This window comes from Spirochaeta isovalerica (genome assembly GCF_014207565.1).
Taxonomy (GTDB): Bacteria; Spirochaetota; Spirochaetia; order DSM-2461; family DSM-2461; genus Spirochaeta_F; species Spirochaeta_F isovalerica.
Genome location: NZ_JACHGJ010000002.1, coordinates 493893 through 510142, shown reverse-complemented (window position 1 = coordinate 510142; position 16250 = coordinate 493893). Strand labels below are relative to the sequence as shown.

General features: G+C 46.2%; 15 protein-coding genes. 6 read left to right on the top strand and 9 right to left on the bottom strand.

Features of this window, described 5'->3' with window-relative positions; translation table 11 throughout:
• The first annotated feature begins 6 nt into the window (after positions 1-6).
• A complete protein-coding gene (locus tag HNR50_RS07205) occupies positions 7-840 on the top strand; it encodes an SDR family NAD(P)-dependent oxidoreductase (RefSeq protein WP_184745338.1) in 834 nt (277 codons plus the stop codon).
• A gap of 107 nt (positions 841-947) precedes the next feature.
• On the opposite strand, the gene HNR50_RS22825 is transcribed toward HNR50_RS07205, so the two are convergent.
• Both HNR50_RS22825 and HNR50_RS07200 read right to left on the bottom strand, forming a co-directional pair.
• Complete coding sequence (locus HNR50_RS22825) at positions 948-1079, bottom strand: hypothetical protein (protein ID WP_425506740.1); 132 nt, start codon at positions 1077-1079, stop codon at positions 948-950.
• A gap of 42 nt (positions 1080-1121) precedes the next feature.
• On the bottom strand, positions 1122-1865 hold the full coding sequence (locus HNR50_RS07200; RefSeq protein WP_184745336.1) for a DeoR/GlpR family DNA-binding transcription regulator: 744 nt from the start codon (positions 1863-1865) through the stop codon (positions 1122-1124).
• A gap of 108 nt (positions 1866-1973) precedes the next feature.
• On the opposite strand from HNR50_RS07200, the gene HNR50_RS07195 reads away from it, so the two are divergent.
• Positions 1974-4361, top strand: coding sequence for a glycyl radical protein (locus HNR50_RS07195; protein ID WP_184745334.1), 2388 nt, complete (start codon positions 1974-1976; stop codon positions 4359-4361).
• Here HNR50_RS07195 and HNR50_RS07190 read toward each other — a convergent pair whose 3' ends face one another.
• The 3 genes from HNR50_RS07190 to HNR50_RS07180 all read right to left on the bottom strand — a co-directional run bounded on the left by HNR50_RS07190 (position 4362) and on the right by HNR50_RS07180 (position 8277).
• The gene (locus tag HNR50_RS07190) at positions 4362-6005 is read right to left on the bottom strand and encodes a Na/Pi cotransporter family protein (protein ID WP_184745333.1); all 1644 of its coding nucleotides are present in this window, start codon (positions 6003-6005) and stop codon (positions 4362-4364) included.
• Positions 6006-6077: 72 nt separating this feature from the next.
• Complete coding sequence (mvk, locus tag HNR50_RS07185; protein WP_184745332.1) at positions 6078-7052, bottom strand: mevalonate kinase; 975 nt, start codon at positions 7050-7052, stop codon at positions 6078-6080.
• Positions 7045-8277, bottom strand: coding sequence for a DHH family phosphoesterase (locus tag HNR50_RS07180; RefSeq protein ID WP_184745331.1), 1233 nt, complete (start codon positions 8275-8277; stop codon positions 7045-7047). The genes mvk and HNR50_RS07180 overlap by 8 nt, the downstream gene beginning before the upstream one ends.
• 117 nt (positions 8278-8394) lie before the next feature.
• Between HNR50_RS07180 and HNR50_RS07175 the strand changes: the two genes are divergently transcribed.
• From HNR50_RS07175 to HNR50_RS07160, 4 genes are all read left to right on the top strand, one after another.
• Positions 8395-9192 carry a DeoR/GlpR family DNA-binding transcription regulator gene (locus HNR50_RS07175; RefSeq protein WP_184745328.1) on the top strand — a complete coding sequence of 266 codons (798 nt, stop codon included), beginning with the start codon at positions 8395-8397 and terminating at the stop codon, positions 9190-9192.
• Between the two features lie 149 nt (positions 9193-9341).
• Positions 9342-10355 carry a C4-dicarboxylate TRAP transporter substrate-binding protein gene (locus HNR50_RS07170; RefSeq protein ID WP_184745326.1) on the top strand — a complete coding sequence of 338 codons (1014 nt, stop codon included), beginning with the start codon at positions 9342-9344 and terminating at the stop codon, positions 10353-10355.
• 69 nt (positions 10356-10424) lie between these two features.
• Positions 10425-10925, top strand: a complete 501-nt coding sequence (locus HNR50_RS07165; RefSeq protein ID WP_184745324.1) for a TRAP transporter small permease — start codon at positions 10425-10427, stop codon at positions 10923-10925.
• Positions 10922-12202, top strand: a complete 1281-nt coding sequence (locus HNR50_RS07160; protein ID WP_184745322.1) for a TRAP transporter large permease — start codon at positions 10922-10924, stop codon at positions 12200-12202. The genes HNR50_RS07165 and HNR50_RS07160 overlap by 4 nt, the downstream gene beginning before the upstream one ends.
• Positions 12203-12538: 336 nt before the next feature.
• On the opposite strand, the gene HNR50_RS07155 is transcribed toward HNR50_RS07160, so the two are convergent.
• The 4 genes from HNR50_RS07155 to HNR50_RS07140 form a co-directional block, all read right to left on the bottom strand.
• Entirely contained in the window at positions 12539-13423 is an 885-nt protein-coding gene (locus HNR50_RS07155; RefSeq protein WP_184745320.1) for a helix-turn-helix transcriptional regulator, read from the bottom strand.
• Positions 13424-13495: 72 nt separating this feature from the next.
• Positions 13496-14143: an HAD family hydrolase gene (locus HNR50_RS07150; protein WP_184745318.1), complete on the bottom strand. Its 648-nt coding sequence runs from the start codon at positions 14141-14143 to the stop codon at positions 13496-13498.
• Positions 14144-14273: 130 nt separating this feature from the next.
• Positions 14274-15182: a rhodanese-like domain-containing protein gene (locus HNR50_RS07145; protein WP_184745316.1), complete on the bottom strand. Its 909-nt coding sequence runs from the start codon at positions 15180-15182 to the stop codon at positions 14274-14276.
• 61 nt (positions 15183-15243) lie between these two features.
• The gene (locus HNR50_RS07140) at positions 15244-16161 is read right to left on the bottom strand and encodes a sulfurtransferase (RefSeq protein WP_184745313.1); all 918 of its coding nucleotides are present in this window, start codon (positions 16159-16161) and stop codon (positions 15244-15246) included.
• Positions 16162-16250: the final 89 nt, after the last annotated feature.

Genomic DNA, 16250 nt, shown 5'->3' with positions numbered 1-16250 from the left:
AGTAACATGAAAAACAAAGACGTAGTACTTATCACCGGAGCTTCCGCCGGATTCGGACATGATACAGCAAGAGAATTATTAAAAATGGGTTATGATGTTTATGCAACAGCCCGACGATTGGAGCCTATGGCTGACCTGGAAAAGATGGGAGCCACGCTTATAAAAGTTGATGTCACCAGCGATGACGATGTAAAGAACGCCGTCGACAGGATAATAAGCGAGAAAGGACAGATTGATATCGTCTACGGAAATGCCGGTTACGGTATATACGGCAATATAGAAAACATATCTCTCGATGACCTTAAATATCAATACGATGTCAATCTTTTCGGCCAGGCAAGACTGATACAAGCGGTGCTGCCCCATATGCGGGCCAGAAAATCGGGAAGAATTATCCTTACGGCATCGCTGATGAGCCATCTCTCCACTGCGGGACTGGGCTGGTACGCCTCGACAAAGCATGCCCTGTTCGCCATGGGAACGGCCCTGCGTCAGGAAGTGAGAGGACTGGGCATAAAAGTGATTATGATCCACCCCGGAGCCGTAAAAACGAATTTTGACAATGTGGCGATAAAAACCCTGGATAAGATTGACTATCCCGATGACTACAAGCCTTTAATGAAAGGGTTCAGGGAATACATCATCCAATCCTACGAGACCTGTCCGGGACCGGAAAGCACCGTAAAAGACATGGTTCACGCCGGAACGGCCCGAAAGCCGAAAGCCATTTATGACACGACGGGACAGGCCAGGATCATGAAAAGGCTTATTAAGTGGTTAAACAGTTCCCTGTTGGACCGGATAGTGCTTTCCATGTATTCCAGGCCCTCTCATGTATGAAGGAACAGAGATGAAACCCGGGAATCCTATTGACAGTTTTCAGGTCGGCAGCGATCTCTAAGTGGACAGATGTTCTAAGGGTAGACTGAAAACCGGAAAATGATAAGTCAGAAAATTGACAGGCGCTCTTCCAGATCGGCGACCCGGCGGATCGTGATGAAACGGCCCTGCTTAACGAGAAGATTCTCCTTTTCCAGAAAAGATACGGTTCTGGAAAGGGCTTCCCGGGAACAGTCCAGGATATCAGATAATAAAGAGAGATTTGGTTAAGGGAATCGATCTTAAACTTCCAGGATTTCTGTTCCTATACCGGTAAAGAAGGTTCTGTAGCTCTCCTCAAGATTTCCATCGGTGATAATACAATCGATATCTCCGGGAGGACAAACCGTCCGCACTGCTGTCTTTCCGAATTTGCCTGAATCGGAAAGAACATAAATCGTCTCCCCTTTTTCGACAAACCTGGCCATGACTTCCGCTCTTTCAAGATCGCGGCACATCAGTCCCTCATCGGACGTAAAACCGTCCATTCCGAGAAAGACTTTTGAGAAGTTATAATAGCTGAGATATTCGGCGACCAGGGGACCGACCAGGGTTTCGCTTTCCTTCTGAAACAATCCCCCCATGAGAATGACATTGACCGAAAGGGAGTTTTTAAACTGCCGCGCGACAAAAGCGTTATTGGTGATGACATTGAGATCTTTCCGCTCTGCAAGAAAACGGGCCATAAGGGAGATAGTCGATCCGGCTTCGAGAAGAATGGTCTCTCCATCCTTCACCAGATCCGCAGCTGCGGCGGCTATTCTTTTTTTGGTAGGGAAATTGATGCTCAGGCGATGGGTGATATCATCGACAGGGGGCAACGCAGCCCCTCCGTGAGTTCGCATCAGGAGTTTCTCTTCCTCAAGAGCCCTGAGGTCACTGCGTATTGTGACAAGCGACACCTTCAGAAGTTCCGCCAGACGGTTGACCGAAACTTCATTCTCTCTGTTGACGATATTCAGAATCTGTTCATGGCGGTTAATCATGCTTTATCATACAGTTTCGAACGAAAACCTTCAACTTCTTTATTGTTTTCGTTATTTTCGTTTTTGACTTTCGCATGAAATTACTCTAATATAAATCAGGGAGTATGTATGACCGAAAGAATTAATCGATATAGGGAGAGAATCCTATCATCCACACCGTCTATCTGCACGGAGCGTGCCCGGTTTTACACCGATGCCTACCGTCTCCGCGATGATCAGCCCGTCATAATAAAAAGGGCTTACGGACTGAAGAAAACTCTGGAAAACATGACGATCCGCATAGAACCGGAAGACCTTCTGGCGGGGAATCACTCATCGGCAATCTATGCTGCACCGATCTTCCCGGAGTACGCAGTGGAATGGATCATCAAAGAAATCGATGAATTTGAAAAACGGCCCGGAGACGCGTACTACCCCGAAAGGAAAACGAAAGAGGAGCTTCTGCAAATCTGCCGGTTCTGGGAAGGCCGCACGACTCTCGACAAAGGACGGGCCCTCATGTCCGGCACACTCGGGGAGATTCACGATACATCGATTATCCGGGCGGAGGGCAATCTCACCTCGGGAGATGCCCACATTGCGGCTCATCACAGAAAGATTCTCGAAAAGGGTCTGGGGTGGTATGCAGCTCTTACCGAAGAGAAGCTCCGCCAATCCGAAGCCTCAACTGAAACGGATCAGGAGAAGAGAGATTTTTACCGTTCAGTACTCATAAGCCTCAAAGCTCTTCAGGTTTTTATCTCACGATATGCCGCTTTGGCTTTGGAATCGGCAGCGAAGGTAAAGAATGAGAAGAGATGGAAGGAACTGGAGTTGATAAGCGAAAACTGTCTTCATATCACCCATTCCAGGCCGGAAAACTTCTATCAGGCCCTTCAGCTCACTTTTTTTATTCAGCTTGTTCTCCAGATCGAAAGCAACGGCCATTCCCAGTCTCTGGGCAGGATGGATCAGTATCTCTACCCGTTTTACAAAGAGGACAAAGAAAAGGGGCTGATATCCGATGATTTTGTCATGGAGCTGCTGGAATCCCTTTGGCTGAAACTGGTCAGCATGAAAAAAATCAGATCCTGGTCCCACACCCGATTTTCCGCCGGCGGGCCCCTATATCAGAACGTGACCATAGGCGGTCAGTTGCGCGACGGCTCCGATGCGGTCAATGATTTAAGTTATCTGATTCTCCGTTCCGTGGGAGAAACAAAACTGACACAGCCGAATCTCTCGGTTCGGTTCCATCAGAAAATCAATCCGGCTTTTCTCAAAGAGTGCGTGGATGTAATCCGCATGGGATTCGGCATGCCCGCTTTTAATAACGATGCCATTGTCATTCCCTCCTTTCTGAATCTCGGTGTGGAAGCGGAGGATGCCTGGGATTATTCGGCTATCGGTTGCATAGAAACGGCAGTCCCGGGCAAATGGGGCTATCGCTGCACGGGAAAACACTTTCTCAATTTCATGCGCGTATTTATGGCGGCGCTCAACAACGGCACTGATCCGGTCAGCGGAAAACAGTTCTGTCCCGGAACCGGCCGTTTCGAGGATTTCACAGATTTCAGCCAGGTGATGAAAGCCTGGGAAAAACAGGTTCGCTTTTATGCCAAAGTGGGAATCGAGATCGATACGGCCATAGACACCGTGCTTCGCGATGAAACCCCGGACCTTCTCTGTTCAGCCTTCACCGATCCCTGTCTGGAACGGGGAATGACAGTCCACCAGGGCGGAAGCAAATACGATTTCGTATCGGGACTTCAGGTGGGAATAGCCAACCTGGCCGACTCACTCGCTGTTATAAAAAAGCTGGTTTTCGAAGAGAAACGCCTGACGCCCCTTCAGCTGATGGAAGCAGTGAACAGCAATTTCGAAGGTCCGGACGGAGAAAAAGTACGTCAGCTTCTTCTGAACGGCGCACCCAAGTATGGGAATGACGATGATTATGTCGACTCTCTTATCGGAGAAGCTTATCATTATTATATTGATGAAATCAGTAAATACGGCACTATCAGGGAAGGGAAAGGCCCCATCGGAGGCAAATACTATGCCGGAACCTCCAGCATATCGGGGAATGTTCCGGCAGGCTCGGTCGTTCCGGCGACTCCCGACGGCAGAAAAGCCTGGCAGCCTCTGGCTGAAGGCGCCTCACCGAGCGCCGGAGCTGACAGACAGGGCCCGACGGCTGTAATGAAAAGTCTGGCCAAGCTGCCGACCGGAAAAATACTGGGCGGCGTCCTTCTCAACCAGAAACTCTCTCCGCTCAGCCTGCAGACAGAAGAAAAGAGAGAGAAGCTTATTTCCCTTCTTCATGGATTTTTCGACAGATTGAAAGGCTGGCACATCCAGTTCAATATCATAGACAGGGAGACTCTTCTGGCCGCAAAAAAAGATCCCCGGCAATACAGGGATCTTATAGTCAGAGTCGCCGGTTATTCGGCCTTCTATACCAATCTCTCAGAAGAGACTCAGGACGATATAATAGCGAGGACAGAGCAGGCTATCTGATCAGACAGAGCTAAGTCTCCCGGCTATATAAGCGATATGGCTATTAATTCTGGAGAGATAGGAAATCATATCCAGATGAACTGAGGATGTAGCGAGAGATTCGGCCTGCCCCCTGTGGAGTCTTTCTATATGAAATTCTTTGTATTTTTCTTCTTCGCGCCATTCATAGGATTTAGTCAGAGAGAGAGCCAAATCCCGATTCTCTGAAAGAAGAGCCTCGGAAAGAGTCCTGAAATTCCGGTTTACTTTATAAATCAGGTGTTCCAGCTCATGAAAACCCTCTTCGGAAAAAAGGAGATTCCTGTCCATCTTCTTCGCTGCCAGAGACATGATATTCTTGTCGATAACATCGCCGATGGATTCCAGTTCATTCTGAATATAAATGTAATTCAGGCATTGCTGAGACTGAGCAGATGAAAGCTCTACCTGTGACAGCCTCGCCAGAAAAGTAATTATGGCTTTATGAAGAATATCGACTTTTGAATCAAGCGAGCTGACTTTGTTTAGAACCGAATTATCTCTACTCCTGAATGCGCTTTTCATCTCATCTATCATTTCCTGGATGTAAACAATCACCCGGCCTATTTCCTTCTTCGCCATGACAAGCGCCAGATCTACATTCTGCTCGATAAGGGAATCATTCACATAGTCCGGACCGAAGGGTCCGGGGGATTCTTTAGCGGGGAAGAACCTTTCGAAGCCCTTTAAAAGCAGAGACAGATTCGGAAAAAGAATCAGATGATTAATAAGCGGCATGAAAGTGAATCCCATAGCAATCTGCCGGGCCAGACTATCAGTTCCCAGAACATGAAGGGTAAACCATTTTATCCACCATATGTACAATCGTTCGCCTCTGAAACTGATTAACAGCAGAATGACGACCCAGAAAGCACCGATCACCTGAAATACAACATGAATATAAGCTGAGCGCTTGGCTTCCCAGTTGAGAGTCAAACTGCCGAGAATGGCTGTAATACAGGTTCCGATGGCCGCCCCGAGATTGATGGGAACGGCCTGTTCGATGGAAATGGCTCCCGCCTGAGCCATGGCGATCGTGATGCCGGTTGTTGCTCCCGAAGATTGTATCAGCATGGTAAACAGAAGCCCCAGCAATATACCGAGAAAAGGGTTTTCAACACTTTTCATCAGGTGGATAAACGGTTCATAGGTTCTCAGGGGCTTAAGAGAAAGGGACATCATTTCCATCCCCAGGAAAAGTAGTCCGAAAGTGAATAGAGTTTTCGCGGCTTTCCTTCGTTTCCTGTTTTTTACCGTAATCATCAATATAAACCCGGCGAAAACGATAAGGGATGAGAATTTCGTTATTGACGGAAAGGCAACCAGCTGGGGCAGAAATGTCGAGCCCAGCTCTGCCCCGAGAGTAACAGCCAGACTCTGTTGAAACGTCATCAGTCCGGCGCCGACCAGTGCCGCTTCGAGAACGGTCGTCGCCGATGAGGATTGATTTATCATCGTAATCCCGAGTCCCGTGGCATATCCTCTGACCGGTCCCTTAGTCAGCTTCAGCATAAGAGATTTCATCCGACTCCCGGCAAGAGAAGTCAGATTTTTATTCATCTCCATCATTCCATAGAGAAAAACAGCCAGTCCGCCTAAAAGAGAGAAAATATTCCAAAAGCTCATCAGTCCCACCTTTCCATGAAAAAAACCCCGCCGGATGGCAGGGCAAATTGCTATTGATAAAAAAGTAAATCTTTATTTCAAAATCTGAAACGCCACGTCATCAGTCGGTTTACCGCCGATTGTCGCCCGGATTGTGGAAATCCCTCTTTCCTCAAATGCCGATGCGACTTTATCCTGAAGTTCTTTTCCCGGAGTGAGGGCGACCATATATCCTCCCCGTCCGCCTCCCGTGACCTTGGCTCCGTAAGCCCCGAGAGAATTGGCCAGATCGCAAAGCTCTATCAGTTTGTCATGGGACAATCCCATATCTATCAGAATTTTGTGATTCTCATTCATAATACGGCCTGTTGCTTTCAAGTCACCTCCCGAAAGGACAGTACCGAGCTCCTCCACCTGTTTTCGAATCAAATCCAGCCGCTCTCTGAAAAGCCCGGGATCGGCTTTTTCCTGCTCTTCAAGAAAACCTTTCAGAGAAGCGGTATTAGCTGTAACGCCGCTGTTTCCCAGCACGATTTCGATCGGCTCCGATAGATGAACGCGTTCGAACTGTTTCACACCCTCTTTTATCCGGTACTTGATTACGCCGCCGTAGGTTGACACAGTATTATCAAGCCCGCTGGGCAGTCCGTGATAACCGAATTCCCCCTCCCAGGCAACATGATTGATATCGAGTATATCCATTCCCAGATCAAACTCTTTATTGCATGCTCTGGCAAAAGAAACGCATATGGCTGCGCTGGCTCCGACACCGCTTCCAGCCAGAAGATCTCCGGCGACAGTGATTTTTATAGGATTCCTGTTCAGATCGAGCCCCATCACTTCTACCATCCGGTCAAAAGAAACCTTGCAGTCTGCTTCTTTGGCTTTTTTATACCCCGGTACTTCAATGCGGTTATCTTCAAGAATCCAGCCTGACCCATCGTTCAGCCGCTCGACTGTACACAGGGTCTCAAAAGGAATTGCCGCCAGTACGGCCGGTATTTCCCACAGAACAAACTGATCCCCGATAAGTATGGTTTTGCCAAACCCTTTCCCCACGCTACTCATTTCTCATTCTCCTTTTAACCAGAACTTTTTCCGCTTCATTTATTAGATCCCGCTCCTGCCCGATGGAAACAGTTGTCGCCGCCGATAAGCTGTGACAGGCATCTGCAAATCCTCCGAGCCTCAGGGTCGCTTCCGGAAGAAAATCGCTTAACCCCGGTTCGTCTCCTCTCCGGATTGCCTCGGTCAGATCCGCAGAAACCCGCATGGAGACTTTAGTCGATCGAAAATCAATATCTCCGAATCCCGGAACCATATCGGGCACCTGCTGGAAACCCGCCAGATACCTGGTTCGGTCCACGAGGTCAGAATCTTTGATCAAAGTGCAGAATACTCCGATCATTTTCACCCCCATGGGTTCGAAACGTCTTCCGACGTCGAACCACTGAATGCTTCCTGTTGTAATAAGATTCTTCGAGAGATTCTCTTTCTCTCTATCGAAAATTTCATTCTGGAGTTTTTTAAGCGATGTCTCGTATTCCCGTATCTCATCAGTCATCCCCTCGAGACAAACAGTTATTCCTCTGTCGGTACCACCACTGTAATAAGCGACTCCGCCCAGAGTATCAAGGAGCGAACATATATAATCGGCGGAATACTCCCCTTCGCCGAGCCTGATGTAATACTGTATGCCGGCTTCTGTTTTTTCAGATCTCATTGTACCGGCTTTTTCGGCTCTTTTAAAAAGATCGCTATTAATACCGGAAAGCGCCCCGTTTACAAAGAAACCGTCACCAATGGCTCCGAGAACCCCCAGATGGACTAAAGAATCGGGACTTAATCCTCTGGACTCCAGTAAAAGAGAGGAAAAGAGGAAAGCCGTAGCTGACGCGGATATGTCGCGGTCGCCTTTCAGACCGTGCAGTTCACCATCCAGATTGAAAACAGTATCATCTTCAATATATTCGGCAGGGTGATGGTCGAGAATGATGACCAGATTCCTTCCTTTGTTGATCCGTGAAATCTCCGGGGCTATTTTACCGGCGAAATCAGCAAAGACAATAATGTGTCCTTCTGTTTTAAAAACTTTTTCCAGAACCTGAGGATATGGTTTCTCCAGAGAATAACGGGTAACTTCATAGCCGCACCGATTGAAAGCCTCCATGAGAACAGCACCGGAACTGAGTCCGTCTGTATCGTTATGATGAAAAAGCAGGATCTGCTTCTCTTGCTGCCTCTCCAGAAGAGACAAGGCTTTTTTCATTGCTTTCAATAAATCATCAATCATTTTTCAATCCATAATGAACGTTTTCGATCATTATACACACTCATTCTGATCGTTTGCAACCATTTTATTTGATTTGTTATAGTTGATAAGTGAAGACATGAGACCTATAATGTCCCTATGGCTGAATCAGATAACCTCCAGATGCAGGACCTTGTTTCCAGACAGAAAAGAATTCTCGAACTACTTCAAAGGGATGGGCATGTACGGGTTCCCGATCTGAGCCGGCTTCTCGATGTGTCGGAGATTACCATTCGCAGGGACCTGACCTACCTGGAAAACAAGAACCTTCTGGAGAGAACTCATGGAGGAGCCATTTCCAGCCGGAGAATCACAAAGGAAATCAATTATTCGAACAGATCCGATCTCGAACTTGAAAACAAAGACCAGATTGGAAAAAAGGCTGCGGAACTGATTGAAGACGGCGATACGGTTTTTATAAACGGCGGTTCGACAACCTTTCACGTATTCCGTTACATAACAAGTAATAATGTTAAAATTGTAACGACAAACGCCGGGGCAATCGGTCAGGTTCGGAATGAGAATGTCGATCTTATCATCGCCGGAGGCCTTTACAAGCCTCAATACAATACTTTTCACGGAAGCTTTACCAATGAAATTATAAACCAGGTAAATGCGAGCAAAGCAATTCTGGGAGTCCATGGAATCAGCTTCCGCCACGGCTTGACAACCCCCAGACAGGATGCGGCTGAAACAACGAAACTGATGATTAACCGGACAATCGGTGAGATTATCGTCGTTGCCGACCACAGGAAAATAGGTCTTGTTTCCGATTTTGTTACATCTCCGGTCAACAGAATAACAACCTTGATAACCGATCATTTTCTCGATGAGGGCTACAAACGGGACTTCGAGGAACTGGGAATCAAAGTGATTCAAACAAGAATCGAAAACTGATTCACTACGATTGATTCCAATCTTTTTTTTTCAATTTTCTTTTGACAGCCAAAATCACCCATGATATTGTTTTATTATGATCGTTTTCGATCATTGTATGTTTGATAGTATTCATCAAGCAGAGAGAAATGAAAAAACAGGAGAAATTTATGCACAAAAAAGCACTGGCACTGATGACAGCCATTCTCCTCTCCGCATCATTTATTTATGCGGGAGGACAGCAGGAAGAAGGAACGGGAGATGATTATAAACTGGTTCTGAAGCTCAGCCATGTCTTCAGTCCTGCAGAGCAGCTGACAAAATCCATGGATTTAGTTGCCGAAAGGATTCTTGAAAGAACAAACGGAGCTATTGAAATCCAGACTTTCCCACAGGCTCAGTTACCTGCCTATAAAGAAGGTGTGGAACAAGTTGTTCGCGGCGCCGATTTCATTTCCGTGGAAGACCCCTCTTTTATCGGTGATTATGTTCCCGATTTCAAAGCGCTTTACGCTCCTATGATGTACCGCAGCTTCGATGAGTATGTAGAATTGACACAAAGACCGATCGTTGAGGAAATGAAAGCCAAAGCTGAAGAGCAGGGAATAAAAATTCTCGCCCTCGACTATATCTACGGTTTCAGGAATCTGATCACCAAAAAAGTTATAACGACCCCCGCTGACCTTAATGGAATGAAGATCCGTACACCCGGATCAAAATCCTATATTGATACCCTGACAGCCATGGGCGCCAACGCGACACCTCTTCCCTGGGGAGAAACACTTTCCGCCGTACAGCAGGGAGTCGTTGACGGACTTGAAGGTTCTGAGTTCACAAACCTCGGAACAAAAGTATATGAAGGACCAACAAAGAACGTAGCAAACACTCGCCACATCCTGGGAACCTGCGGTGTATACATATCCACAGAAGTCTGGGACAGGATTCCCGAAGAGTACAGATCTATCGTTCAGGAAGAATTTACAAAAGGCGCGGACGAGATGGTCAGCCTCTTGAAATCCCAGCATGGCGATGTCGTCAAAGAGCTTGAATCTTACGGAGTCATGTTCAACGAAGTCGACGGCGATGCTTTCCGGAAAGCCCTGGCTCCTCTTTACAAAGAACAGGATGGAATGACACCGGGCATCTTCGATTCCATTTTCGCAGAACTCGATTCCATGAGATAATTTATTAAAACAGGTAAGAAAAGTCCCTGCCGGTTGCAGGGACTTTTTTCTTGACGGGCAGGTTTGAATATGAATCTTTTAAAGAAATTCACACAGAATTTTGAAGTTGTTTTCAGCGGTTTTTTTCTGCTGATAACAGTCTCGGTTGTTATTGTCAACGTCATATTGCGATACTTATTCCACAGTGGACTTTTCTGGGTGGAAGAAGTGGCTACTACGGCCTTTATCTGGAGCGTTTTTGTCGGCGCTGCCGCCGCTTACAAGTACAAGATGCACATAGGCATTGATATTATAACAAAGCTCTTTCCCGAAAAAGTCAGGGAAATTATTTCCATCATCATTAATTTCATGATGATTATCATTAACAGCTATATCTGTTACCTGAGTACGCTTTTTATTCAGGCGAATAAATTGAAAAGGACTCCGGTCCTGGATATTCCAGCCCTGTATGTCAATCTGGCAATTACGGTCGGTTTCGGCCTTATGACAATACACGCCATACGCTTTCTCGTAATAGAAATTCGGCTCTTCACAAACAGGGAAAGCCAAAAAGAGGAGACTGAAGCATGACTGTTTTTCCCATAATTATTGTAATGATCCTCTATTTTTCCAGCATTCCCATAGCCTTTGCCCTGATTGCGGCGACTCTTGCCTATTTCACGTTCGCCAGTGTGGGGACGCCTCCCGATCTTATTCTGCAGAAGTTCATAACATCGGCATCATCCTTTCCCCTGCTGGCCGTACCTTTTTTTATCATGGTCGGTGAAATCATGAATTACTCCGGAATAAGCTCGAGTCTTATGAAAATGGCCGATGTTCTCACCGGGCACATGAAAGGAGGTCTGGCGCAGGTCAACGTCGTTCTCAGTACCATGATGGGAGGGATCTCCGGTTCCGCCAACGCCGACGCGGCGATGCAGTCAAAAATACTGGTTCCCGAAATGACGAAAAGGGGTTACGGAAAAGCTTTTTCAACTGCTATCACAGCGGCTTCGTCCTCTATTGCACCGGTTATCCCACCGGGAATCAATCTGATTATTTACGCCCTTATCGCCCAGGCTTCCGTTGCTAAAATGTTTATCGGAGGTTATGTTCCGGGCATTCTCATGTGCATTGCCCTGATGGTCGCTGTAAACCTCATATCCAAAAAGAGAGGGTATCTTCCGACAAGAGAAAAGATGTCTCCCCTGAAAGACATATTGGTTCAGCTCCGGGAATCCATCTGGGCGCTGCTTCTCCCCTTCGGCATTATTCTCGGTATCCGTTTCGGTGTTTTCACCCCGACGGAAGCCGGTGCCATAGCCGTACTGTTCTGTACTGTCGTAGGGGCTTTTTTCTACAAGGAACTGAAGTGGAAACATTTCCCTATAATTATAAAAAACACCATATACTCGACTAGTTCGGTCGTTCTGATTATCATCGCCGCCTCTGTTTTCGGGCAGTATATGAGCTGGGAGAGAATTCCTCATCAGCTGACCCAGTCTCTGATGACTTTTTCCGGTTCTCCATGGCTCATGCTGATAATCATTAATGTCATGCTTCTTTTTCTGGGTATGTTTCTGGAAGGAGGAGCTGTCCTGATTATCGTAGCCCCCCTCCTCGTGCCGGTTATAAAAACCATGGGAATCGATGTTGTACATTTCGGCCTGGTGCTTATCGTCAATATCATGATCGGAGGAATCACACCTCCTTTCGGATCCATGATGTTTACGACCTGCTCGATTACGAAAGTTTCGGTCGGAGATTTCATGAAGGAAATATGGCCTTTTATCATAGCCCTTCTGATCGTGCTGCTGATCGTAACCTACATACCGTCCATCGTAATGTTCCTGCCGAATCTCCTTTAATTATACCCTGGCTGTCCTGTTCGATCAGGACAGCCTTTTTTTACCGGAAAACCTTTTTCGGGATTGGACGCTTTGGCTTTAATAAGCTTTTTCTCACAAGCGAGAGTATGAACATCTATTTGACCGCAATTCTCCGGTCCCCATTCCAGCTTGGTATTTAAGAATAAACAGAAAGCGGAGCAGATCATCTACTACCCGCTCCGCCAGAGGCGGGATAGAGCTATTTGATGAGAAAAGCATCCCTGCCCTAACTAATTATACAGTACAGGAACAGGAGATGCTACAGATAAAAGGGAAATATGAAAGCGGAAGAATAATCTTCGGTTTCAGCTTATGCTAGCGGATTTTTCGAACGGGAACAGCTTCCACATATCCTCTTTCGCCAAGCGGAGCCAGTTGGTATCGGGGAGAATCCTCTTCAGCCCACTCAAAACCGTACGATTGAGGTTTATATTCCTTTATCCCCTGTTGGACCGCTTGAATGACTTCAATCATCTTTTCATCGCTTTCTTCATAGGGTTGGCTCTGAAAAATCATAAATGTTCCTGCCGGCAATATGACGGATTCAATTCCAGCGGGGATATCGCCGGAAAAATCAATCGGGACTTCGACCCCCTGAACATAGGGAGAGCAGGAATCTCCGCGTAGCTTTTCCGGAAGCCACAAACCGAGCGGTTCATCGAGGGTCCCCTGGATTTCAAGAAGCTTACCCCAGATATCGCATCCGAGTTCATCGCAATATTCAAAGTAGTGTGTTGCTTTTTTTCCGGGGTAAAACAAAAGCCGCCTTTCCTCTTTCTCCATGACCTGCGTAAAAATAATTAAATTCGCCATATTGTTCTCTCCATAGTCCAAAGGGAATACTTTAAGCCCCTTCGGCATAAAATGTTTTATTTCCGGCTTAATCTTCCGGAACCTTTTAGGAGAAATACCGAAGTATGTCGAAAAAGCTCTGGTAAAGACTTCATGGGAGTTAAAACCGTGATCGAAAGCGACATTGATTATTTTCCCTCCTTCATTCTTCAACCGCTCAGCCGCTCTCAGCAGCCTTCTGCACCTTATGAAATCAAAGAGATTCTCCCCCGTCTCTTTCTTGAAAAAGCGGCTGGTGTGCTCTTCGGAATAACAGACGGCGTCACTGATTTTTTTCAGAGTGATCTCTTCATTCAGATGAGAATCGATAAAACTTATAATTTCCTTTACGACTTCTTCTTCATACATCAAGCATAATCCTAATATAGGATTCTACAGAATGGACAGAATAATTCTTGATTTTAAATGACATGGAGAATATCAGCGGAAGCGGAGGATTTCCCATCCGTTTTTAATTGCAGCGGATTTCAGTTTCCGGTCGGGATTGACAGCGACGGCTTTGCCGACATATTCGAGCAATGGAATATCATGGTGCGAATCGGAATAAAAGACGCAATCATTTTTATTAATTCCCCGATCTTCCAGATAAGCCATTACCTTGGTTTTCTTTGAATCGCCGAAAGCAGCCCGGCCCTCGATATAACCGGTGCAGGAATCTCCGTCAAATTCGAAAGAACTGGCTATCACATCATCAATTCCGAAGTATTCGGCTACGGGACGAACGGAATAATCAAAAGATGATGTTGCGAAAATAACATGAGAACCTTGATTTTTCAGATTTTGAATCAGATTTTTAGCGTCTTCATAGACATCTGAAAGCCCGTATTTCCGGAAACCGGCTCGACCGATTTCTTCAATATCCTTTCTGGTCAGCCCTTTCATAAAGGGTATTTCCCGTTCGACGATATTTCCTTTTAGGAAACCCATGCGGTATTTGATGAGGACAATGGGAATTCTGATTAATTGCCGTCTTTGAAAGAACTTGCGGGTAAGCCCTTCTTTGACGAAATAGATACCGGTCGCACTTCTTAGCAAGGTATGATCGATATCAAAAATATAAGTTTTCACCTTCTCTATTTCCTGCCCTGACTCTATCAGGAATGGATAGTATATCCTTTTCGTAAAGTATTGGGAAGTTTGGGATGTAAAAAACCCGGAGCTACGCCCCGGGTTATATTTTGCAACATATATGCAGATCTTACTGAACTACAGGATTTCCTTCTACTTCCCATCCGGAACCGGCTGTTCCTGCGTTACCCATACCGCTTTTGATGGAAACGGCATCGTATCCGAGCATTCTCAGAACGCCGACAGTCTGACCGGCAGTCTGACCGGAATAACAGTAAACATATACTTTCTCATCTTTGGGAAGCTGAGCGAACTGTTTCTGCATATCTTTTCCGAAGGGGATATTGATCGCGCCTTCAATGTGTCCTGCCGAGTAGGCATCGGGCTGTCTGATGGAAACGATAGTCATTTCTTCTTCTGCATCCATTTTTTCTTTCAGAGCGGAAGAAGCGATAATGTTGCTTCCTTTATCGGGAATGGCATTAAAGAAATTTTCCGCAGCCGTTTTTACAGCAGCGTCATATTTAACGCCGGAAGCATCGGGAGTCATGTTTTCAGTCGTCTCGACATAGTTCTCATAACCTTCAGTTTTGGATATACCGAGGTTCCATCCTGATTTAATGGACTGAGCCTGGATTCCGGCAATATTGAGAACAGCGACAGTCTGTCCCGCAGTCTGACCTGTATAACAGTTTACGTATACGGGAATATCATCGGGAAGCCAGTTGAGAGCATCAGCGAGAGCAGGACCCCAAGGTGCGTTTACAGCGCCTTTAAGATGGCCGTTTGCATAGTCTTCGGCTCTTCTGATATCGACGATAAGAAAATCCTCATTGGCATCGATTGCAGCGAAAACCTTGTCAGCGGGAATAATCCGCGAACCGGGATACTCTGCGAAATAAGCTTCACTTGCGGCTTTTACTGTATCAACAGAAACTTCTGCAGCTTTTTCTACTGCTTTGACAGGTTCCTGTTCAGCTTTTGCACAGGAACCGAGAATCAGTGCTGCAGCCAGCAGCATCCATAGCATTTTTTTCATATATCACACTCCTTCAATAATCAGAACTTTTCTTAAAAAGTTCTGCATTAACCAAAATAATTTACGAGTTGTCCGATTGGGTCGTAGTGGTTTTCACCTCCACTTCCGTTTTGATAACCGGCAGTTTCTCTGCGGACCACTCCAGGTAGGCGCCGTCATAGACCTTGAGATTTCTGTAACCGGCATCGTATAGCGCAGCATAGGTATTGGCTGCCCGGACAGAGCTTTTGCAGTACATGACTATTTCCTTTTCCGGCGTTATTCCCAACTCTTTATAGAGGATTCTATTATGACTGTAAGGTCTGAAAGTCGTACCCTTATCCTCGTTTACAAACATATTTTTTTCGTGATTGATATGGATGGATCCGGGGATTGTTCCGGCATTGAATTCTTCATCGGACCGAACGTCGATCAGAACGAAATCCGGTGAAGGATTATCGATATTTCTGAGGATCTCCTCTTTAGTGGCAAGCATATCACTATTGAGAGGTGAAGTCCTGTAAGTTGCTTCAGAAACGGCAGTTACGGCATCTGTGATTACAGCTCCCTCCCCTTTCAGCGCGGCAACCCCTCCGGAGACTATAACAATATCCCCTTTATGCCCGTATATCTTGAGAGTCCACCAGAGACGGGAAGAATCCATATTCATATTATCATCATAAATGACAATATTGCTGTTTTCCGTCAGTCCCGCAGCTCCGGCTGCACGGGCCACAATTTCCGCTGTTGCCAGAGTGTTTGCCACCGGCTCTTTGATCATAATGGCATTCCGCTCGATATTGACGGCGTTTACAAGATGTTCCTTTCCATAGGAGGATGCTCTCTGGGCATCTACGGGAATATATCCCGATTCAATTTTCTTCAGCGCATCCGAAGCACTGACAATCAGAGTTCCCGAATCTGCATAATTCACAAAAGAGCAGGCTGCCAGAAGCAGAACAGGAATTAAAATAAAGGTCGAAAACCTGATTTTCCCCATTGATTTCATTTTATCAGCATCCTTAATCAATAAATTTTTCACAATATGATAGAAAATTAATAACACCATTAATTCTTTATTGTCAATAA